The organism is Bradyrhizobium oligotrophicum S58, assembly GCF_000344805.1.
Lineage (GTDB): Bacteria > Pseudomonadota > Alphaproteobacteria > Rhizobiales > Xanthobacteraceae > Bradyrhizobium > Bradyrhizobium oligotrophicum.
Window position 1 is genome coordinate 4,198,820 of the sequence record NC_020453.1, and the last position, 20,991, is coordinate 4,219,810.

Below are 20,991 nucleotides of genomic sequence, written 5' to 3' on the forward strand. Positions count from 1 at the left end.
TCTTGTGCGGCAACAAGGTGCAGGGCGCGCCGCCTGTTGGTGGGCCGTGGAGGCCTGCAGGCTCCCTCCTGGAGGATCACTGCAGCATCTCCCCCGCCATCTCGCCCAGCCGCTCCACGCTGCGCTCGAGCCGCGCGCTCCAGTCGTGGCTGCAGCTCAGCCGCAGGCAGTTGCGGTATTGTCCTGTCGCGGTGAACAGGCTGCCCGGCACGAAGCAGATGCGTTCGCGGATGGCGCGGGCGTAGAGCGCGTCGGTATCGAAGCCGTCGGGCATTTCCAGCCACAGCACGAAGCCGCCCGCGGGGGCTGTCATCCGCGTCGCCTGCGGAAAGCTGCGATCGACCACGCGGCGCATGCGGTCGATGTTGTCGGCGAACGCCTTGCGGATGCGGCGCAGATGGGCGTCGTAGCCGCCGGATTTGAGGAAGTCGGCCATCGCCTTCTGCGGCAGCGCTGCGCCGCTGAGCGACAGTGCGAATTTCGCGGCGAGGATCTGGTCGTGACGGCGGTTGGCGGCGAGCCAGCCGATGCGATAGCCCGGCGCGATGGTCTTGGAGAACGAGCTGCACAGGATGATGTCAGCCGTCGGACTGATCGCTGAGAACGGCCGCGGCCGGTCGTCGCCGAAGCTGATGTCGCCATAGATGTCGTCCTCGATCAGCGGCACGCCGTGGCGCGTCAGCACCGCGGCGATCTCGGCCTTGGTCGCGTCGTCGGTGCGGGTGCCCAGCGGGTTGTTGAAGCTCGATGCGAGCAGGCAGGCGGCGACGCGGCGCGCCGCGAGCGCCTTGTCGAGGGCTGCGACATCGACGCCGCGGACCGGGTCGGTCGGAAGCTCCAGCGCGCGCAGGCCGCGCGCCTCCAGCACCTGCAGCAGGCCGAAATAGGTCGGGGATTCGATGGCGACGGTGTCGCCGGGCCGGGTCGTGACACTCAGGGCCACGTTCAGCGCTTCGGTGCAGCCATTGGTGACGAGGATGCTGTCCGGCGGCACGGCATGCCCGAGCCGTAGCGCCCGTTCGGAGATCTGGCCGCGCAGCTCGGCGTCGCCATGCGGGTCGGCATAGACATTGTAGAGACGGCCATGCACGCGCGCGCAGCGCGCGAGATGGCGGTCCAGGCGGTCGGCGGCGAGCAGGGCGGCGCTCGGGACCGCGCATCCCAATGGCGCGTAGGACGGATCGGTCGCGTAGGCGAGCACGCTGAACACCGGATTGCTCACGGAGACCGGCGTGGCGCGCAGCGGCGGCTTCGATGCAGACGGCAAAGCGCGCTCATGGTGCGCCTGGGCGGCAATGTAGAACCCCGATTTTGGCCGCGCCTCCAGCACGCCGCGGTCTTCGAGCAGCCGATAGGCCTGCAGCACGGTCGACAGGCTGACCTTGTGCTGCAAAGCGAGCGCACGGACCGATGGCGCGCGCATGCCGGCCCGCAGCACGCCGCCATCGACCAGCGCCAGCATTTGCTGGGCTAGCGCCTGGTAGAGATGGGAGGCGGGTACGCGGCTGTCCATGCAGATCATCCAATCCGAAATCTGTTCCGGTTACAATTCGAATGTTCTGTATCTGTCATGGTGCTGGCGCCGGCTCTAGCCTCCGAGCATTCATCGCTCAGCGGAGCCGCCGTCATGCCTCAAATTCCCAGCCGCTTTCCACGCAACGACATCATCACGCTGACGTCGGCTGCCGTGCGCTTCGACCTCGCCGAAAGCCTTGGTCCCGATGTCAGGCTCGGCAGCCTGATCGATGACGGCTTCACGGCCGAGCTCCGGGATCTCGTGCTCGGCTACGGGACGACACCCGGCGACGCCGTGCTGCGCGGGCTGATCGGCGCGCGCCATGGCGTCAGCGCGGATGATGTCGTCACGACGGTCGGGGCCATGCAGGCGCTGTTCCTGATGGCGTTCGTCCTGGCCGGACCCGACACCGACGTTGTGATCGGACGTCCGGTGTTTCCCAATGCGCGCAGCGTGCTCACGGCGGTGCAGGTCAACATCGCGGAGATGCGGCTGGACTTCGACGACGGCTATCGTCTCGATGTCGATCGTCTGGGCGCGCTGCTGACGCCGCGAACCCGCCTGGTCAGTCTCGCCTCGCCGCAAAACCCGTCCGGCGTGGCGCTGACGGAGCAGGAGCTGCGCGGCGTGCTCGCGCGTATGGACCGTGCCTGCCCCGATGCGTTCCTGCTGATCGACGAGACCTATCGCGAGGCCGTCCATGGCGACGACCATGTCCGATCAAGCTTCGTAGGTCTCGACAGCCGCGTCGTGAGCTGCGCCTCGTTCTCCAAATGTCACGGCGCGCCCGGCATTCGCGAGGGATGGGTGATCACGCGTGACGCGGCGCTGCGCGAGCAGCTTGAGCTCGCCAAGTTCAATACGACCATCTCCAACTCGGTCGTCGATGAAGCCATCGCTGTCCGCATCCTGCAGAACCTCGACGGCATCATGGCCGGCCGGCGCCGGCATCTCGCCGCCGGGCTGGAGCTGACGGCGGCCTTCGTTGCGGCTCATGGCGATGCGATCGAATGGGTGCGGCCGGATGCCGGCGCGCTGTGCTGCGTCCGTCTCCGGCGCGGCGTGTTCGACGATCGCGCGGTGAGCCGCTTCTACGCCGAACTCGGTGCGCGCGAGGTGCGCGTCGGGCCCGGTCCATGGTTCGGTGAGGAGCCGCGCGTGTTCCGGCTCGGCTTCGGCGTGCTCACGCGTGGCGATCTCGAGCAGGCGCTCGACCGCGTGTCGCAGGCGTTGAGGCTGGCGGCCGCGTGATCTCGCCGCGTTGCGGTCCCGTCGCTCGCTGCGGCGGCGGGATTGCGTTAGGCTCGGCATTGCATCCTTCGAGAGGTTTCCATGCACGATCTCACCCGCTGCGTTCAGCCCCCCGCAGTGTCCCATGACGGCTTTTCATCGCTCGCCGTTCCGACCTATCGCGCCTCGACCATCGTCTATGATGATCCCTTGGCATTCGCGCAGCGGTCCGAGCGCGGCCTCGACGGCTACACTTACGGCCTGCACGGCACGCCGACCACGCGCACGCTGGAGGCACAGCTGACGGCGCTGCATGGCGGCGAGCGCACCGTGCTGGTGCCTTCCGGACAGGCTGCGGTCGCTATCACGATGCTTGCGGTGCTCAAGCCCGGTGACAAGGTGCTGATTCCGGACAATGTCTATCCGCCGGTGCGCAGCCTGTGCGCCGATTACCTCGCGCCGCGCGGCATCTCACATGAGGCCTATGATCCCCTGATCGGCGCCGGCATCGCCGACCTTATCGATTCCAATACGAAGCTGGTCTGGACGGAGTCGCCGGGCTCGGCGACCCTGGAGGTGCAGGACGTTCCAGCGATTGCGCGCGCCGCACGGGCGAGGGGCGTGCTCACCGGTTGCGACAACACCTGGGCCGGCCCGCTGCTGTTCAAGCCGCTGGCGCACGGCGTCGACTTCGCGATCGAAGCGCTGACCAAATATGTCGGCGGTCATTCGGACCTGCTGCTCGGCTCGATCACGGTGAGGGATCTCGCCTTGCGCAAGGCGCTCAAGGGCGCGCTGGGCGTGCTCGGCATCGGCGTCTCGCCGGACGAGGTGGCGCTGGCGCTGCGCGGCATCGAGACCATGGGCGTCCGCATGGCGCATAGTGGCCGGGTTGCGCGGGATTTCGCCGAGCGGCTGCAGCGCGCGCCGGCGGTCGCGCGCGTGCTGCATCCGGCGCTGCCGTCCTGTCCCGGTCACGAGATCTGGACGCGCGATTTCAGCGGCGCGAGCGCGGTGTTCAGCATCGTCATCAGGCCGGAGTTCAAAGAGCGCATTTATCCGGCGCTCGGACAGCTTCGCCTGTTCGCCATCGGTGCCTCCTGGGGCGGCACCCACAGCCTGATCGCGCCGATGGACGTTACCGCCGATCGCACGGTGCGCCCGTGGAATGCGGCGGAAGGCTTGGTGCGCCTCAGCATCGGCCTGGAAGAGCCGGGGGAGCTGTGGGAGGACCTGTCGCGCTTTCTCGCTGCGCTCCAAGCTGGTTGAGGTTCGGTCGTCGCAATCAAGACGATATCGTACCGGCCCGCAGCGCTCGAGCCGCGGGCCGGTACATTCGTCAGAAGCTCACGCTCAGCCGCGCATTCAGCGACCTGCCGGGGCCCTTGACCGCGTAGCCATAGGCCGCCGATGAGCCCATCATCGATACGACTTTGTTGTCGACCAGATCGGCGCCGCCGAGCGGCAGATAGTAAGTCCGGTTGAACAGATTGTCGACGCCGAGATCGAGCCGCACGTGCTGCCATTCATAGCCGGTGCGCAAATTGACCAGCGCGTAGGACGGCGTGGTCAGCTCGTTGTGGACCTGGCTCACGACGTCTTTCGATCCGACGAGCTGCAGCTCGACCGAATTGGTCCAGCCGCCGAGATGATGGTCGAGCGCGAGCTTCGCGTTGACCGGCATCATGTGATAGAGGTCGACGCCGTCGGTGCGGCGGCCCCTGACATAGCCGATCAGGCCGCGGATCTGGCCGTGGCCGTAGGTCAGATCGTCCCAGACCGTCAGGCGCCCCTCGACATTGACGCCGACCAGCGTCGCGTCGTGGTTGGCGAACTGCAGAGAGACGAAGCCGGTGTTCGCAGTCAGGTTGGCGGGATTGCTGGCGAGGCAGCTCGCCGTGCCGCAGCGGTCGACGTCGATGTAGTCCTGCACGTAGCTCGCATAGGGCGTCACCTTGACGTCCCATATTTTCTGCGCCGGATCGTGCCAGCCGGCGGTGAAGCTCACCGTGTGCGCCTTCTCCGGCTTGAGGTCGAGATTGCCGACATAGCCGTTGCCGTCGCCGAACCAGCCGATCATCTGCATCGCCATCGCATTGGTCGACCAGGCATAGCGCTCATACAGATTAGGCGAGCGCGTCTTGCGGGCGAAGCCGAGCTCGTACTGGCTGATCGCGTCGGGCTCGTAGCGCAGCAGCGCCGAACCATCGAGATGCACGTCGGTCCGGGCGCGATCGGCGGCGTTGAACGCTGCGGCATCGGCGCCGGACGTCATCGCGTTGTAGCCGGCGACGTTGCCGGTGTTCATCCGCACGATGTCGTTGCGCAGCCCGACGACCGACGTCCATTGCCGGTCCCAATGCCGCTCCCATTCGACGAAGGTGCCGACGCGGTCGCGCTGTCCGCCATTGATGTTGAGGAAGCTGTTCGGGCCCATCATCATCGAGCCGGCAACGGGACTCCACCAGTCGTCCAGCCGGTTGAGCGCGAGCTCGTTGCCGACGCGCAGCAGGTCACGGCCGGACACCGGCAGCGTCGCCTTGATGGCGTAGCCGCCGTCGATGCCTTTGGTGTCCATCGGCATCGAGGCGACCTTGTCGGGCGCGATGAAGCCCATCGTGTGCCGGATCTGATGCACGAAGGCGGAGGCCTCGATCATGCCCCAGTCGAACGTGCCTTCGTAGCGGCCGTTGGCGAACAGGCCGCGGTTGTAGACCATGTCCATGTATTGGTTCACATAGCCCTGATAGGGGATGAACTGGCCACCGACCTGGAACGTGAACAGGTTGCCGAAGCTCCGCTTGGAGATGCTGAGGGCGTGGTTCTGCGTCTCGTAGAGCGTCGACTTCACCGTCGAGCCGTCGCCGGCCTTGTAGTTGCCGGACCGAACCCAGCCGCCGCTGTAGGTCACGCTGGTGTCGCGGTTGGCCACGGTTGCGGTCGCGTCGACGCCGTAGGCGTTGCCATTGCTGCGGTAGAAGCTGGAGACGCGCGTGCTGGCGATCCAGCCGTCCGTCGCGGCGAAGGCGGGCGGCGCCGTGGTGACGTCGATGCGGCTGCCGATATAGTCGCCGCCGACCGAGACCGGGCCGATGCCGAGATAGGCGCGCATCTTCGCGATCATCGCCGGATTGACGAAGGACAGCGGCGGATTCATCTCGTTCGGGCAGGCCGGCGAGATCAGCATCGAGTTGATCGCGACCTGCAGCCGGTCGGCGCCGAAGCCGTTGATGGCGGGCAGGCTGGAGACGCCGCCGGCGCCCCAGCTCGCGCCGCCCGGCAGGTCGGCGACGAGGCCTGCCGAATCGCTCGCGGAGAGACCGCGATCGAAGCCAGCCTGCGCCGGCAGCGTGCGACTGGCGACAGCCGGAGCAGGGTCCTTCTGCGGCGTGGCGGCTTCGGTGGCGTGCGGTGCCGGCGCGTGAGCCTCGTGGCTTGCCGTCGGCCGCGGCCGTGGCTTGGCCGTGCGAGGACGCGCCGGATCGACCGTGACGGACGGGAGCCAGGCTGCTGGTCGTGCGATGGCGGAGCTCGCGGTGGGGCAGAGCAGCGCGGCCGCCGCGAGCAGAGCTGATGAGGTCAGGCTGGAGGACGCAGATGAAATGGGCCGTCGAGGGCCCGGTCGGAGGTTCGGCATGGTGAACTCTGAGGGAAAAGCTGCGCAGCTTCGTGCGCATGACAAGGGAGGCTGGGCGCGCGCGAGCGTCGCCCGGCGGGTGACGCCAGGATGATGCGCGCCATCATCCCGATCATCGCGCCGGTCGGCGCGGTTCGGCATGCGGCGGATCAGTTGTCTTGACTGCGGCCGAAGGCCGCTCAGGCCCGAGCGGGTGGCGCTCGCGCGCGGTGTGCCGCGTGGATGTCGGCGCTATCGACGCGCGGCGTGGCGGTCGGTTCGAAAGCGATGCCAAGCACGCGGCGGAGCATGACCGCGGGCACATCGGGTGGCGACAGCAGCGCAAAAGCCGGCGTCAAGCACAGCGGACAATGCGCGGCGGAAGCAGTCGCCGGCGCACCCGACGGCACCTCCGCGCGATCGGCGGAGCGTGTGCCGCCGTCGAGCTGCTCGTGACAGATCTCACCAAATGCGAAGGCAAAGCTCGGAGGCAGCCAGGCATTCAGGCCGACGGCCAACGTGACCTGCAGCGCCAGCACATAGGCCATCGCACAGGCGATCGCGCCCGTCAGATGCTTGCGGTGTGATGGAATGCGACGCACGGCCTTTGAATCCCCGCGGCATGATTAACATACCTGAGGAGCCGCACCAATCGAGATCGCTCGAGGCCGTCGTGGCGCGCCGGCGACGCGCGGCGGCGGTGTCTTAACCCGCGCTCAACCGCACGCCGGCGCGCAAGAACTTCTGCGGGTCGACGGCTTCGCCGTCGATGCGGGTCTCGTAGTGCAGATGCGGGCCGGTCGAGCGGCCGGTCGAACCGACCTCGCCGACGATGTCGCCGATCTTCACCTGCTGGCCGATCTTGACGTTGATCTCGGAGAGATGGCCGTAGCGGGTCGAGAGGCCGTTGCCGTGATCGACCTCGACCATGCGGCCATAGCCGCCGGCCCAGCCGGCGTTCACGACCTTGCCATTGGCGGTGACGCGGACGGGATCGCCGGTGGCAGCGCGGAAGTCGAGACCGGTGTGCATGGCGGGGCGGCCGAGGAACGGATCCGAGCGCACGCCGAAGCCGGAGGTGAACTCGACCTCGCCGATGACCGGCTTGCGATAGGGCACCAGCGACAGGGTGCGGTTCATCTTCTCGACCTGCGCCCGGGTGATGCTGATGCGGTAGAGCTGGCGCTCGAACGGGCCGGACTCGGCGCCGATCCTGACCGGCACGAACGGGCCACCCATCGCGCCCTTCGGTGTCGCCGCTTCGAGCTGGCCCATGTCGAGGCCGAGATCGGAGACCACGCCGCGCATCCGGCGCAGCTTCGATTCCAGCGTCTCTTCCGCTGAGGACAGCATCGCGATCTGCCGCGCCTCGACTTGATCAAGCGAGCGTGTCAGGCGGGTCAGCACGTTGTCGACACCGGCAAGCTTGGTGGAGGGATTCGGCTGCGCGTTGGCGATGACGGGGCTGCGCGATTCGAGCCGCGCTTCGCGGTCCGGCGGCGCGGTGAAGATCACGGTGTCGCTGATCGGCGATGGTTTCGGCGTGGCCGGCGCCGACGGCGCCTCGATCGCAGCGGGTCCGCGCGCCGGCAGGCGGATCGAGCCGGTCACGTCGGGCATGCTGCCGAGCGCGGTGGCGCGGCCCTCGAGCGCGGTCTGGCGCTTCAGGATCTGGTCGAGCTTCTGGTCGAACTGCTCCTGGTCGAGCAGCTGGCGGCTGGTGGCGCGGTCGACCTTGGCGCGCAGCTCAGCGATGCGATCCTCATAGGCGTATTGCATCTCGGCCTGGCGCGCGATCAGCCGCGTCAGCACGTCGTCACGGAACGCGAAATAGGTGCCGGTGGCTGCCGACCACAGGCCGAGCAGGCTGACGGTGCCGACCACGATCCAGAACACCACCGGGCCGATGCGGACCTGCTTGCCGGCATGCACCAGCGTGTAGTCGCTCGGCGAGGTGGCCGCGGCGGGCGCCGGATGGGTCGCGGGCGCGCGCCGATGATGGGCGTGCCCGCGGTCGTGAGAATGGTGCTGGGGATATTCGGCGTACTGGCCGGAACGATGCGACATCGGCACTCCCGCGCCGGCCGGAGCTCATCGTTTCCGGAAGGCGTCATTTACGGGAGGGATTTGACCTCTGCATGGTTAATTTTCCCCCAACGCCATGCGACGCATTCTCAGAGCCCGCGCGCCGCCGCCAGCACCGCATCGGCATGGCCGTCGACCTTGACGTTGCGCCACACCTTGGCGACTCGGCCGTCGGCGCCGATCAGCACGGTGCTCCTGATGATGCCGAGGAATTTGCGGCCATAGAGCGATTTCTCGCCCCAGGCGCCATAGGCCTCGAGCATTCCATGGGTCTCGTCCGAGATCAGCGGCACCGCGAGGTCATGCTTGTCGCGGAAATTGTCCTGCGCCTTGACCGAATCGGCTGACACGCCGAGCACCGCCGTGCCGGCGGCGGCGAAGTCCTTCGACAGGCGCGTGAAATCGATCGCCTCCTTGGTACAGCCGGGCGTGTTGGCCTTGGGATAGAAGAACAGCACGAGCTTCCGTCCGGCAAAGTCGGCGAGCGAGACGGTTGCGCCGCCATCGCGGGGCAGCTTGAAGGCGGGGGCCTTGGCGCCCTCGGCAAGCCCGGCTCCGCCCGACGCCGGCTTCGCGGCCTTTGCCACGCTGGCCTTGGTGGTCGCAGCCTTGGCCATCGCCGTCTTTGCAGTGGTCTTCTTGGCGGACTTCGTCGTTGTCTGGCTGGCGGTCTTTTTCGCGACCTTCTTGGCCGCGGCTGCAACCCGGTTCCCGGGGGCTGCCCCGTATGACGCCGGATTAGACGATTTCTTTCGTGATTCCTTTGACATACGCCTTCCTTTCGTCGCTTTCGGCGGCTCAAAAATGAAACTATCTCGGTTCTTGTCCGGTGTCCCGGGATTGGCCTGGTATCTGTGCTTCGCGGCGCGCAGGGGGACGACGCCTCTTGCGATGGTGTGAAATTCGTGGGTACCAGCACGCGTGAGTACCAGTTCAATGACGACTCTCGTACCGTCTCCGGATCAGAGGTTCCCGCCACATATTTCGACGGGCCGTGGGGAGGCGGTCTCCTGGCATCGGTGGGTGGGCAAACCCGCGGGCGCCGGGATATAGTGTCGGGGATTTTGCGCGTCGTCCGGTCCACCTCGGGGGACTAGGGACGGGCGGCTCGAGAGCGCGACGGGGATCGACGGGAAGCGGGGCCAATGCCGGCGAGCGAGGCGCGCGTACCCGTGAACGGGCGAGGCCACACCGGCGACCAACCTGGCCGAAGCCAAGTTGGCAGGAACGTATCTGACACCAGGGGCCAGCACCGAGAGGCAATGGCAAGACAGACATCACCCCACCGGCCCCATCTGCAAGCGGACACCCAGGGCCAACAGTGGGATGACGCCGATTGGGACGTGGCCGACCCGTCCGAAGATACAGCAGAGCACGACGAGGTGGCCGGACAACGCGCACGCCGCCTGCTGGCGCGGTCTGATTCGAGCGATCTCGGCGCGCGTCCGCGCAAGCCCGGCGGCCGGCTGCTGCGGCGAACCGTGGTCACGCTTGCGGTCCTGATGCTGATCACGGCCATCGGATTCGCAGGACTGTGGCTGCGGCTCGGCGCGGGTCCGATCAGCCTGGACCTGGCGACGCCGTGGCTCGCCGCGGCGATCGAGGACAATATCGGTCACGGCAACACGGTCGAGGTCGGCGGCACCCAGATCGAGCGGGCGGGCCGGATCCGGATTGCCGTGCGGATCCGCGACATCGTCGTGCGCGACCAGGAGAAGGCGATCGTCGCCAGTGCGCCGAAGGCCGAGGTGCGGCTGTCGGGCGCTGCGCTGCTGATGGGCCAACTGCGGGCCGAGAGCCTCAAGCTGGTCGATGCCGAGCTCGCGATCAGAATCACGCCGGACGGCACCGTCACGGTCTCCACCGGCGAAACCGCCAAGCCGCTGGCCACCGGCGTCGCCTCCAAGCGCGATGCCGGCCTGCCACCGACTTTCCCGCGGCCGGGCCAGGCGCCGACATCTGCCGCGCCCCAGGCCGCCGCGCCGCAAGCAGCGCCAGGCAGCTCCCCGACGGTGGCGCCCGTGGGCGCCCAGAACGGCCTCCTGGCCGGGCTCGACTGGCTCGACAGCCTCAGCCTGACAGGGCTCGACGGCCAGAACCTGAACGAGATCGGCCTGAAGAACGGCGTGCTGGTCGTCGACGATCAGCAGCGCGGCAACAAATGGACGTTCGAGAACATCAGCCTCAGCCTGCGCCGGCCCTCGGGCGGCGGCGTGGCGCTGAGCCTCGGCGAAGAGGGCGCCAAGCCCTGGCTGCTGCGAATCCTGGTCGGGCCACAGGCCAACGGCGTGCGCACGGTCGAGCTCAAGGCCGACAAGGTCTCGACCAGCAACATCCTGCTGGCGCTGCGGCTGAAAGATCTGACCTACATGGCGGACCTGCCGCTGACCGGGGACATCAAGGGCGAGCTCGGCCGCGACGGCCTGCCGACCTATCTGCGCGGCAAGATCAACATCGGTGCGGGCAACATCATCGACACCGATACGCCCGACTACCCGATGGCGATCGATTCCGCCGAGCTGAACATGGAGTGGGACGCCGGCCGCCGCGTGCTGGTCGCGCCGTTCAAGGTCATCTCAGGCGCCAACCGCGTCACGCTGAACGCCAATCTGGAGCCGCCGAACGATGGGGTGAACGACTGGCGGCTGAGCTTGAACGGCGGCACGATCCTGCTTGGCGCGATCGCGAACGAGGCGCCGCTGATCTTCAACCGCATCTCGATCAACTTTCGCTTCGACACTGAGGGCAAGCGCGTGCTGCTGACGCAGGCCGAGGTGTCGAATGGCGAGATCGGCGTCGCCGGCACCGGCAGCGTCGACTATGCCGGCGAGCCGCGGTTGAAGCTCGGCTTCGCCGCGACGCCGATGCCAGTGCTGGCGATGAAACGGATCTGGCCGGCGCTGATCGTGCCGGAGGTACGGGCCTGGATCATCGAGCGCATCGAGCGCGGCTCCGTGCAGCGGATCGACGTCGCGGTGAATTCGCCGACGCGCAATTTGCCGCGCAAGGGGCCGCCGATCCCGGACGACGGTCTCGACGTCAACATCGTCGGCACCAATGTGACCGTTCATCCCGTCGATGGCCTGCCATCGGTGCGCGATGCCGACGTCAAGGCGCATGTCACCGGCCGCACCGCGACCGTCACGATCGGGCAGGGCGTCGCCGACACCCCGGCCGGGCGCAAGCTCAACTTCTCTGACGTGGTGTTCGAGGTGCCGGACATGGCGCCGAAGCCGTCCCCGTCGCGGGTGCGCATGCGCGTCGACGGCCAGGTCGCGGCCGCCGCGGAGATTCTCGCCTCCGACCGGCTCAATGATCTGTCGTCGATGCCGATCGATCCCAACCAGACCAAGGGCACGTTCCAGGCCAGCGTCAATCTCGCGATGCCGGTCAAGGGCGAGCTGACCAAGGCCGATACCAACTACACGGTGACGGCGGATCTCAACGGCTTTGCCGCCGAGAAGCTGGTGATGAACCAGAAGCTCGAAGCCACTACGCTGAAGATCGTGGCCAACACGGCCGGCTATCAGGTCAAGGGCGACGTCAAGATCAACGGCCAGCCCGCCACGCTCGACTACCGCAAGCCGACCGAGGGCGACGCCGACATCAAGATGCAGGCGATCCTCGATGACGCCAGTCGCGCCCGGCTCGGCATGGATCTCGGCACCGCGATCACCGGCAACGTCCCGCTCAAGCTCAACGGCAAGATCGCGGGCTCCAGCGATCGCGACAGCCGGCTCGGCGTCGAGGCCGATCTCACGCAGCTGAAGCTCGACAACCTGCTGCCGGGGTGGGTGAAGAACCCGGGCAAGGCGGGCAAGGCGACCTTCAACGTGGTCGCCAAGCAGCAGTCGACGCGCTTCGAGGACATCAACATCGAGGGCGGCGGCGTCTCCATCAAGGGTTCGCTCGAGGTCGATCAGAACGGCGACCTGATGAACGCGAACTTCCCGACCTACTCGCCGTCGGAAGGCGACAAGACGCAGCTCAAGGCCGAGCGCGGCCAGGACGGCGTGCTGAAGCTGTCGATGCGCGGCGACGTGTTCGACGGCCGCGGTTTCCTGAAGTCGGCCATCTCGGGCACCAACAAGGACGCCGACAAGAACAAGGCGCGCTCGAACCTCGATTTCGACGCCGAGGTCAAGCTCGGCGCGGTCGCAGGCTTCAACGGCGAGGCGCTGCGCAGCGTCGACGTCAAGCTCTCGCGGCGTGGCGGCGCCTTCAAGAGCCTGAACCTCAGCGGCAAGGTCGGCCGCGATACGCCTGTCACCGCCGACATTCGCGTCGGCCGCGAGGCGCCCAGCTCGGATCCGCGCGCGCGCCGTCAGGGGCGCGAGGTGATCTTTCTGGTAACCAGCGATGCCGGCGCGCTGCTGCGCTTCGCCGATACCTACACCAAGATGGCGGGCGGCGATCTGGAGCTCGCGATGGAGCCGCCGACGGCCGATTCCAATCCCAAGGAAGGCCTGGCGATCGTTCGCAACTTCACGGTCAGGGGCGAGCAGGCGCTCGATCGCGCCGCCTCGGGCGCCACGCAGGGCGCCTCGCAAGGCATTGCCTTCACGATGCTGCGCGCCGAGTTCACCCGGCAGAACGGGCTGCTCTCGATCCGCGACGGGGTCGTCAAGGGGCCGACGCTCGGCCTCACCCTCGAAGGCAGCATCGACTACAACGTCAACCAGGTCCGGGCGTCGGGCACGATCGTGCCGTTGTACGGGCTGAACAACATGTTGAACCAGATCCCGATCGTCGGGCTGTTCCTGGGCGGCAGCAATGAGGGCCTGTTCGGCGTGACCTACGAGGTCGTCGGCACGCCGGGGCAGCCCGTGGTCCGCATCAATCCGATCTCGGCGATCCTGCCCGGCGTGACGCGAAAGATCATGGACTTCAACACCGGCAAGCAGCCTTATCCGGCGGGCGAGCTGCCGCCGAACAATTGAAGCTCGATGCCACGTCGGGCTTTCATCGCTATAGCCGACCGCAGCGGTTAGGCCGCTCTGACGCCCGCAAGGAAGGTGTCCACTTCACGGGTCAACTGCTCGGCCTGCCTGGAGAGGTTGCCGGCGGCGATCAGCACATGGCTCGCGGCGCTTCCGGTCTCATTGGCCGCGGTCGAGACGCCGCCGATATTGGCGGTGACCTCGTGGGTGGCCTGCGCCGTCTGCGTGACGTTGCGCGCGATCTCCGCAGTGGCCGTTCCCTGTTCCTCGATCGCCGACCCGATCGTGGCGGCGATCGCAGACACCTCCTCGATGGTCAAAGTGATGCCGTCGAGTGCGCCGACGGCCTCGCGGGTTGCGTTCTGGATCTGGGCGATGCGCTCGCCGATCTCCTGCGTCGCCTGGGCGGTCTGGCTGGCCAGGCTCTTCACCTCTGCCGCGACCACGGCGAAGCCACGCCCGGCCTCGCCGGCGCGCGCGGCCTCGATGGTGGCGTTGAGTGCCAGAAGGTTGGTCTGGCCCGCGATGCTGGAGATCAGCTCCGCCACATGCTCGATCTGCTTGGCGCCGTCGGCCAGGGCGCGAACGATGCCGTCGGTATGACGCGCGCTTTCGACGGCGCGTCCGGTGACCTCGGCGGATTGGGCGACCTGACGGCTGATCTCGGTGATCGACGACGACAATTCCTCTGCAGCGGTCGCGACCGTCTGCACCCGCGAGCCTGCCTCCGTCGCGGCAGAGCTCACGGCGGTCGCGCGCGCATTGGTGCTCTCCGCGGTACCGGTCATCGATTTTGCCGTGGCCTCGAGCTCTCCGGCGCCCGACGCCATCAAGCCGACGAGTTGGCCCACCGAGGCATCGAAGCGGTCGGCCATGGCAATCAGCGCGTCGCGCTTGTCCGACTCGCTGCGCTGCTTGGAGGCCGCTTGTTCCTGCTCCAGCATCCGCGCAGTGATCGCGGTCTTGCGCAGCACCTCCAGGGTCTCCGCCATGCGGCCGATTTCGTCACCGCGTTCGGTCTCGGCCACCGGCTGCTCGAGCCGCCCGCCGGCGATGTCCTGCATGCGGTCCTTCAGCCGGTGCAGCCCGCCGACCACGTTGTGAGAGATCAGGAAAGACAGGATGCCGAGCAGCACCAGGAGCGCGGCGCCGATGGCCGCAAGCCGTATCAGCAGGCCGTAGACGTCCGCCTCGATGTCATCGACATAGAGCCCGTAGCTCATGACGATGTTCCACGGTGCAAAGCTGCGGACGAAGACGACCTTCCGGAGCGGCTCGGTCTGGCCCGGCCGCGGATAGAGATAGGATGTCGTGCTGCCCTCGGGTTTCTGCTGCGCGGCCTTGATCTGTGCATCGGCGATCATGACGCCATTGGCGTCCCTGGTGCCGAGAATCTTGCCTTCGAGCTTCTCATTGGCGGCATTCAGAAGAAGCGCCGAATCGGACGCGTTGTAGGCGATCGGATATCCCTGGCCGTTGTTGAACGTCATTCGGCGCGCGAGATAGCGGAACTTGTTCTTGGCCTCGTCGACCGACATTTTTCCTGCCGCGACCTCCGTCTGCAGCGTTTCTGCGAGACCGTAGACGAGGTCGACCGCCGTATGCATCTGGGTGATGCGATCTTCCAGCATGCGCGCACGGCTCAACCAGCCAGAGACGGCGACGATCGCGACCACGGTCATGATCGCAAGGATCACCATGCTTGCGAGCTTGGTGCGGAACTTCATGCGGCTGAGCAGTGTCACGGTGCCCTCGTCATTCTTGTTGACGGAACAACTACCACGAAGCTGCTTACTAATCATGAATGCGTATTTTTCGAATGGCGTCCACTATGTGGACCGATCGAAATCAGTATGCGTCTGCACGTGTTGTACGAGCACTCCGAGCGAAGCTACGTGCGGAGTGCAGGAACCACCAGGAACGGGATCATGCCGATGATGACGCTGACCAGCGCGAGCAGGATCACCGCGTCATAGCCGTGCGTGAGGTCGTGGATGACGCCGCCGCTCCAGGAGCCGAGCGCGGATCCAAGCCCGCTGCCGATGGTGATGGTGCCGTAGATGGTGCCGAGCCGCTTGCCGCGGAAGATCTTCATCGCGGTCGCCGACAGCAGCGGCCCGCGCGAGCCGATCATGCTGCCGAAGCAGACGACGAAACCGGTCAGCAGAAAGATGTTGGGCCAGGCCTGCAGCGCCCATAGCATCAGGATGCCCGCGATCGACACCGCATAGGAGAACAGCACTGACGGCCGCCGACCGATCAGGCCGTCGAGCCAGGACACGCCGAGCATGCCGAACAGCAGCACGACGCCGGAGAAACCCCAGGCCGTCGCAGCCTGCAGCGGCGCAAAGCCGGCGTCGATCAGATAGGCGACCACCTGCGGCGCGATCGCGTACATGCCGACCGCGGTGAAGAAGAAGGTCGAGAACAGCGCCCAGAAGGCGTGATGGCGCAGCGCACGCGACAAGGTCCAGGCGTCGTCGGCGAGTTCATCGGCGAGCGGCTTGGTGACGTGGGGCGCGCCGGCCGCAAACAGCCGCCATGGCAGCAGCGCCAGCGGCACCAGCAGGACGAATGTCACGGCGCCGAACGACTGATAGGCGCTGCGCCAGCCGATGGCGTCGATCAGGATCTGCGAGCCCGGCAGCAGGATCAATACGCCAGCGCCGGTCGCCGAATAGATCACGGCCATCGCGGTCGGCAGCTTCTTGCCGAACCAGCGGCCGAGCAGGATCGAGTTGGGCACGTTGCCGATCAGCGCGATGCCGGTGCCGACGCACAGGCCGATGCTGATCTGGAATTGCCACAGCGCCTGCGCCTGCGCGGCCGCCGTGAACGCCGTGCCCAGCAGCAGCAGCCCGACCGCGTAGACGACGCGTGGTCCGGAATAGTCGAAGAGCCGCCCGATCAGCGGCGCGGCGAGGCCGCCGGCCAGCGCCGTGAGCGAATAGATCGAGACCACCTCGGCGCGGTCCCAGCCAAAACTGTCGGAGATCGGTTTGAGGAAGACGGTGAAGCTTTCGCCGAGCCCGCGGCCCAGCACCGACAGCGCAAAGCACAGGCCGAGCACCACCAGGGCCATGCGGGCTGGCGGTGCGGCAGGGGTTTCCTCGGCATGCGCAGGCTCTTGCGGCGCGCTGATCGTCATGGCCGCCAGGGAGCGCTCTTCGGCGCGCCCTGACAAGCAGGCAAAAGCGAATGCCCCTATGCAGGCTTGACCAGCACGTGGCGCTTCTTGCCGAGCGACAGCTTGATCACGCCCTCGCTGGTCAGCTCATTCGCGGTCAGCGCCATCTTCTCATCGGTCACCGCGACGTCGTTGACGCGCAGGCCGCCGCCCTTGATCTGGCGGCGCGCCTCGCCGTTGGAGGCGACGAGGCCCGCCTTGACGAAGGCGTTGAGCACGCCGAGGCCGGCGTCGAGTTCGCTCCTAGCGACCTCGATGGTCGGCAGGTTCTCGGCGATCGCGCCTTCCTCGAAGGTCCGACGCGCCGTCTCGGCCGCGGTGCGGGCGGCCTCTTCGCCATGCAGCAAGGTCGTTGCTGCATCCGCCAGCGCCTTCTTGGCCTCGTTGATCTCGGCTCCCTGCAGCGCGCCGAGCTTCTCGATCTCGGACAGCGGCAGCGTCGTGAACAGCTTCAGGAACTTGACGACGTCGGCGTCCTCGGTGTTGCGCCAGTACTGCCAGAACTCATACGGGCTGCACTGGTCGGCATTGAGCCAGATCGCGCCCTGCGCGGTCTTGCCCATCTTGGCGCCGGAGGCGGTCGTCAGCAGCGGCGTGGTCAGCGCGAACAGCTGCTCGGTGCCCATGCGGCGGCCGAGCTCGACGCCATTGACGATGTTGCCCCACTGGTCGGAGCCGCCCATCTGCAGCCGGCAGCCGGTGCGCCGCGAAAGCTCGACGAAGTCGTAGGCCTGGCAGACCATGTAGTTGAACTCGATGAAGCTCATCTCCTGCTCGCGCTCGAGCCGCAGCCGCACCGAGTCCATGGTCAGCATGCGGTTGACCGAGAAGTGCCGGCCGATGTCGCGCAGCATCTCGATCCAGTTCAGCTTGGTCAGCCACTCGGCATTGTCGAGCATGATGGCGTCGGTCGCGCCGTCGCCATAACGCAGCACCTTGGCGAACACGCCGCGGATCGAGGCCTTGTTGGCCTCAATCTCGTCGACCGTGCGCATCGCGCGGGTTTCGTCCTTGCCGGAGGGATCGCCGACCATGGTGGTGCCGCCGCCCATCAGGGTGATCGGCTTGTTCCCGGTCTGCTGCAGCCAATACAGCATCATCATGGTCAGGAAGTTGCCGATATGCAGCGAGCGTGCGGTGCAGTCATAGCCGACATAGGCGGTCGCCTGGCCCTTGGCGGCGAGCGCATCCAGGCCCTCGAAATCCGAGCACTGATGAATGAAGCCGCGGCTCTGCAGCACGTTCAGGAAATCAGACTTGAAGCCAGTCATTGTCGGGCTGCTCTGAGCATTTGTTTACGGTATTGCCCCCTTGTCGCGGTGCGGTGCAGGAGGGCACATGCCACGGATACGGGCGATGTGGCATTATAAGATGCGCCGGGCTTGTACAAGCAGGTGCAGGGCTCCCACGGGACCTCAAATCGGCCGTACTTGGCAAGCAGGGCAGGGTTTTCAGGTTCAGCTGCAATGATTCTGACCGCACTTGGCCTCATGAGTGGCACCTCGCTCGACGGGGTGGACCTGGCCCTGATCGAGACCGACGGGCGGCAGATCAGGACCCTCGGTCCCTCCGGTTACCGGCCGTACAGCGCGGCTGAACGCAGCCTGTTGCGCGAGGCTCTCGTGGATGCGGTGCAGATCGAGCGGCGCGAGGCGCGTCCCGGCCGGCTGCGCGAGGCCGAGCACGCGGTCACGGTGGCACACGCGGAAGCGATCGCGGCGTTCCTGGCGCAGAACCGGCTCAAGCCCGAGGACATCGACATCATCGGCTTTCATGGCCAGACGGTCCTGCACCGGCCGGAGCGGCGGCTGACCGTCCAGATCGGGGACGCCGGCGCGCTGGCCAAGGCGGTCCACATCCCGGTGATGCATGATTTTCGCGCCGCCGACGTCGATTTCGGCGGGCAGGGCGCGCCTTTCGTGCCGGTCTATCACCGCGCGCTGGCGCAGTCGCTGTCGCGTGAAGGGCCGATCGCCGTGGTCAATATCGGCGGCGTCTCCAACATCACCTATATCGACGGCGATGACGTGCTGATTGCCTGTGACACCGGTCCGGGCAATGCGCTGCTCGACGATTTCATGCACCGGACCACGGGCCAGGCATTCGATCAGGATGGCCGCGTGGCCGGGCAGGGCGCACCGGACGAGGCCTGGATTGCCAGCGCGCTGGCACTGCCGTTCTTTGCGTTGCCGCCGCCGAAATCGCTCGATCGCAACGACTTCGCCGCTTTGAAGCTCGGTGATGTCAAACCGGCGAACGGCGCGGCGACGTTGACGGCCTTCACGGCGGCGGCGATCGCCCGCATCGTCCCGCTGCTGCCGAAGCCGCCGGCGAGCTGGATCGTCTGCGGCGGCGGCGCCCGCAACCACACCATGATGCGGATGCTGCGGGAGCGCTTGGCGCCGGCGAGCGTCGAATCAGCGGATGCGCTGGGCTGGTCGGCCGATGCCATCGAGGCGCAGGCGTTCGGCTTCCTGGCGGTGCGCGGCATGAAGGGCCTGCCGCTGAGCTATCCCGCCACCACCGGCGTGCCTTTCCCGATGACCGGAGGCGTGATCGCACGTCCCTGATCCATGCAATTGCATGGATCTTGACAGTTCCATGCGAGTGCATCTAGTTTGATGCATCTGCATCAAACTGCCGAGGATGTCATGGCGCCTGTCCTGAAGCTGATCAGCCACAAGCTCTGCCCCTATGTGCAACGCGCCGTCATTGCGCTCAATGAAAAGGGCGTTGCCTTCGAGCGGATCGACATCGATCTCGCCGACAAGCCCGACTGGTTCCTGAAGATCTCGCCGCTCGGTAAGGTGCCGGTGCTGGTGGTGCCCACGGCTGACGGGGCTGAGGTGGCGCTGTTCGAGAGCAACGTGATCTGCGAGTACATCGAGGACACGCGGGCCGGCGCCAAGCTGCATCCGGAGGACGCGCTGCAGCGCGCCCAGCATCGCGCCTGGATGGAGTTCGGCTCGGCGATATCAGGCGATCTCTGGGGCCTGGAGACGACGCAAGACGCGGCGGTCTTCGCGTCCAAGCGCGAGGCGCTGACGGCGAAGTTCGCGCGCGTCGAGGAGGCGCTGGGCGACGGGCCGTATTTCGATGGCACGCGCTTCAGCCTGGTCGATGCCGTGTTCGCACCGATCTTCCGCTACTTCGATGTTTTTGATGCTTACGGTGATCTTGGCATCTTCGCCGCCACGCCGAAGGTGCGTGCCTGGCGCGATCAGCTCGCGCAGCGGCCGAGCGTGAAGACGGCAGTCAGCGCGGACTATCCGCAGCTGCTGCGCGCATTCCTCGCGCGGCATGACGCGTATTTGTTGAAGCAGGCGGCGTAGAAGGGCCGTTGGTCTCAGGCGCTCACGCTACTCGCGCTGTCATCGCCCGGCTTGACCGGGCGATCCAGTACGCCGAGACGCCGATGATCGCCCGAGAAGCCGCGGCGTACTGGATCACCCGCTTTCGCGGGTGATCCAGCGGAATATGTGGCTGCAGGCGATGCGCGCGGGAGAGCTTTCAATCGTAGGGTGGGCAAAGCCGCAGGCGTGCCCACCATTGTCCCCGAGTTCTCGAATGAAAATGGTGGGCACGGCGCATTGCGACGATCCGTGTGGATGGAGAGGCGATCGCGCCTTTGCCCACCCTACGGATCGCGGCCCTTGCGACACCACGCCCAGCCTCATCTCACATTGGCGAGACGCATGTCCAGATACGCCGTGATGGTTTCCATCAACGGCTCGAGCTTGCCGTCGAAGAAGTGGTTGGCGCCGGGAATGACCTGCTGGTCGATCACGATGCCCTTCTGCGTCTTCAGCTTGTCGACCAGCGTGTTGACGTCCTTGGGCGGCACGACCGCATCCTTCTCGCCATGGACGATCAGGCCCGAGGACGGGCAGGGCGCCAGGAACGAGAAGTCGTAGAGGTTGGCCGGCGGCGCGATCGAGATGAAGCCCTCGACCTCGGGGCGGCGCATCAGGAGCTGCATGCCGATCCAGGCGCCGAACGAGAAGCCGGCGACCCAGCAGGCGCGTGCTTCGGGGTTGATCGTCTGCGCCCAGTCGAGCGCGGACGCGGCATCCGACAGCTCACCGGTGCCGTGGTCGAACGAGCCCTGGCTGCGGCCGACGCCGCGAAAGTTGAAGCGCAGCACCGAGAAGCCGCGATGGGCGAAAGCGTAGTAGCACTGGTACACGATCTGATGGTTCATCGTGCCGTGGAACTGCGGATGCGGATGCAGGATCATCGCGATCGGCGCGTTCTTCTGCTTGGCCGGATGGTAACGGCCCTCGAGGCGGCCCGCCGGACCGTTGAAGATGACTTCAGGCATCAGAGAATCCTTGGCAGAGGGTCGACCACCTTCGTCCGTGCTTCATCTGGCGCCTCGCCGACGATATCAGCAGAAAAAGTGGTGATCGAGCGCCAT

The 20,991-nt window shown here is 66.7% G+C and carries 14 protein-coding genes; 5 read left to right on the top strand and 9 right to left on the bottom strand.

The window, feature by feature from the left end; all coding sequences use genetic code 11:
- Positions 1-76 precede the first annotated feature (76 nt).
- Positions 77-1,513: an aminotransferase-like domain-containing protein gene (locus S58_RS18010; protein WP_015666787.1), complete on the bottom strand. Its 1,437-nt coding sequence runs from the start codon at positions 1,511-1,513 to the stop codon at positions 77-79.
- Between the two features lie 114 nt (positions 1,514-1,627).
- Between S58_RS18010 and S58_RS18015 the strand changes: the two genes are divergently transcribed.
- Positions 1,628-2,767, top strand: a complete 1,140-nt coding sequence (locus S58_RS18015) for a pyridoxal phosphate-dependent aminotransferase (protein ID WP_042340790.1) — start codon at positions 1,628-1,630, stop codon at positions 2,765-2,767.
- An 81-nt stretch (positions 2,768-2,848) separates the two neighbouring features.
- A complete protein-coding gene (gene metC, locus S58_RS18020; RefSeq protein ID WP_015666789.1) occupies positions 2,849-4,015 on the top strand; it encodes a cystathionine beta-lyase in 1,167 nt (388 codons plus the stop codon).
- A 70-nt stretch (positions 4,016-4,085) separates the two neighbouring features.
- Here the strand turns inward: metC and S58_RS18025 are convergent, their stop codons facing one another.
- From S58_RS18025 to S58_RS18040, 4 genes are all read right to left on the bottom strand, one after another.
- Positions 4,086-6,383 carry a TonB-dependent receptor domain-containing protein gene (locus tag S58_RS18025; RefSeq protein WP_015666790.1) on the bottom strand — a complete coding sequence of 766 codons (2,298 nt, stop codon included), beginning with the start codon at positions 6,381-6,383 and terminating at the stop codon, positions 4,086-4,088.
- 179 nt (positions 6,384-6,562) lie between these two features.
- A complete protein-coding gene (locus S58_RS18030) occupies positions 6,563-6,964 on the bottom strand; it encodes a hypothetical protein (RefSeq protein ID WP_015666791.1) in 402 nt (133 codons plus the stop codon).
- A 103-nt stretch (positions 6,965-7,067) separates the two neighbouring features.
- Positions 7,068-8,429, bottom strand: a complete 1,362-nt coding sequence (locus S58_RS18035) for a M23 family metallopeptidase (protein WP_015666792.1) — start codon at positions 8,427-8,429, stop codon at positions 7,068-7,070.
- A gap of 107 nt (positions 8,430-8,536) precedes the next feature.
- Positions 8,537-9,217, bottom strand: a complete 681-nt coding sequence (locus tag S58_RS18040) for a peroxiredoxin (RefSeq protein ID WP_015666793.1) — start codon at positions 9,215-9,217, stop codon at positions 8,537-8,539.
- 492 nt (positions 9,218-9,709) lie between these two features.
- Here S58_RS18040 and S58_RS18050 point away from each other — a divergent pair, with 492 nt between their 5' ends.
- Positions 9,710-13,387 (top strand): YhdP family protein, encoded by a 3,678-nt coding sequence (locus S58_RS18050; RefSeq protein ID WP_015666794.1) that lies wholly within the window; start codon positions 9,710-9,712, stop codon positions 13,385-13,387.
- A 47-nt stretch (positions 13,388-13,434) separates the two neighbouring features.
- Here S58_RS18050 and S58_RS18055 read toward each other — a convergent pair whose 3' ends face one another.
- The 3 genes from S58_RS18055 to tyrS all read right to left on the bottom strand — a co-directional run bounded on the left by S58_RS18055 (position 13,435) and on the right by tyrS (position 17,845).
- A complete protein-coding gene (locus S58_RS18055; RefSeq protein WP_015666795.1) occupies positions 13,435-15,132 on the bottom strand; it encodes a methyl-accepting chemotaxis protein in 1,698 nt (565 codons plus the stop codon).
- Positions 15,133-15,278: 146 nt separating this feature from the next.
- Positions 15,279-16,535, bottom strand: coding sequence for an MFS transporter (locus S58_RS18060; protein WP_042340794.1), 1,257 nt, complete (start codon positions 16,533-16,535; stop codon positions 15,279-15,281).
- Between the two features lie 56 nt (positions 16,536-16,591).
- The gene (tyrS, locus tag S58_RS18065; RefSeq protein WP_015666797.1) at positions 16,592-17,845 is read right to left on the bottom strand and encodes a tyrosine--tRNA ligase; all 1,254 of its coding nucleotides are present in this window, start codon (positions 17,843-17,845) and stop codon (positions 16,592-16,594) included.
- A gap of 195 nt (positions 17,846-18,040) precedes the next feature.
- Between tyrS and S58_RS18070 the strand changes: the two genes are divergently transcribed.
- Both S58_RS18070 and S58_RS18075 read left to right on the top strand, forming a co-directional pair.
- On the top strand, positions 18,041-19,144 hold the full coding sequence (locus S58_RS18070; RefSeq protein ID WP_015666798.1) for an anhydro-N-acetylmuramic acid kinase: 1,104 nt from the start codon (positions 18,041-18,043) through the stop codon (positions 19,142-19,144).
- A gap of 81 nt (positions 19,145-19,225) precedes the next feature.
- Positions 19,226-19,906, top strand: coding sequence for a glutathione S-transferase family protein (locus S58_RS18075; RefSeq protein WP_015666799.1), 681 nt, complete (start codon positions 19,226-19,228; stop codon positions 19,904-19,906).
- A gap of 341 nt (positions 19,907-20,247) precedes the next feature.
- Here S58_RS18075 and S58_RS18080 read toward each other — a convergent pair whose 3' ends face one another.
- The gene (locus tag S58_RS18080; protein WP_015666800.1) at positions 20,248-20,895 is read right to left on the bottom strand and encodes an alpha/beta hydrolase; all 648 of its coding nucleotides are present in this window, start codon (positions 20,893-20,895) and stop codon (positions 20,248-20,250) included.
- Positions 20,896-20,991 lie beyond the last annotated feature (96 nt).

Coding starts and splice junctions, on each gene's coding strand:
- S58_RS18010 (WP_015666787.1), bottom strand. CDS start 1,513: ATGGACAGCCGCGTACCCGCCTCCCATCTCTACCAGGCGCTAGCCCAG.
- S58_RS18015 (WP_042340790.1), top strand. CDS start 1,628: ATGCCTCAAATTCCCAGCCGCTTTCCACGCAACGACATCATCACGCTG.
- metC (WP_015666789.1), top strand. CDS start 2,849: ATGCACGATCTCACCCGCTGCGTTCAGCCCCCCGCAGTGTCCCATGAC.
- S58_RS18025 (WP_015666790.1), bottom strand. CDS start 6,383: ATGCCGAACCTCCGACCGGGCCCTCGACGGCCCATTTCATCTGCGTCC.
- S58_RS18035 (WP_015666792.1), bottom strand. CDS start 8,429: ATGTCGCATCGTTCCGGCCAGTACGCCGAATATCCCCAGCACCATTCT.
- S58_RS18040 (WP_015666793.1), bottom strand. CDS start 9,217: ATGTCAAAGGAATCACGAAAGAAATCGTCTAATCCGGCGTCATACGGG.
- S58_RS18050 (WP_015666794.1), top strand. CDS start 9,710: ATGGCAAGACAGACATCACCCCACCGGCCCCATCTGCAAGCGGACACC.
- S58_RS18060 (WP_042340794.1), bottom strand. CDS start 16,535: ATGACGATCAGCGCGCCGCAAGAGCCTGCGCATGCCGAGGAAACCCCT.
- tyrS (WP_015666797.1), bottom strand. CDS start 17,845: ATGACTGGCTTCAAGTCTGATTTCCTGAACGTGCTGCAGAGCCGCGGC.
- S58_RS18070 (WP_015666798.1), top strand. CDS start 18,041: ATGATTCTGACCGCACTTGGCCTCATGAGTGGCACCTCGCTCGACGGG.
- S58_RS18075 (WP_015666799.1), top strand. CDS start 19,226: ATGGCGCCTGTCCTGAAGCTGATCAGCCACAAGCTCTGCCCCTATGTG.
- S58_RS18080 (WP_015666800.1), bottom strand. CDS start 20,895: ATGCCTGAAGTCATCTTCAACGGTCCGGCGGGCCGCCTCGAGGGCCGT.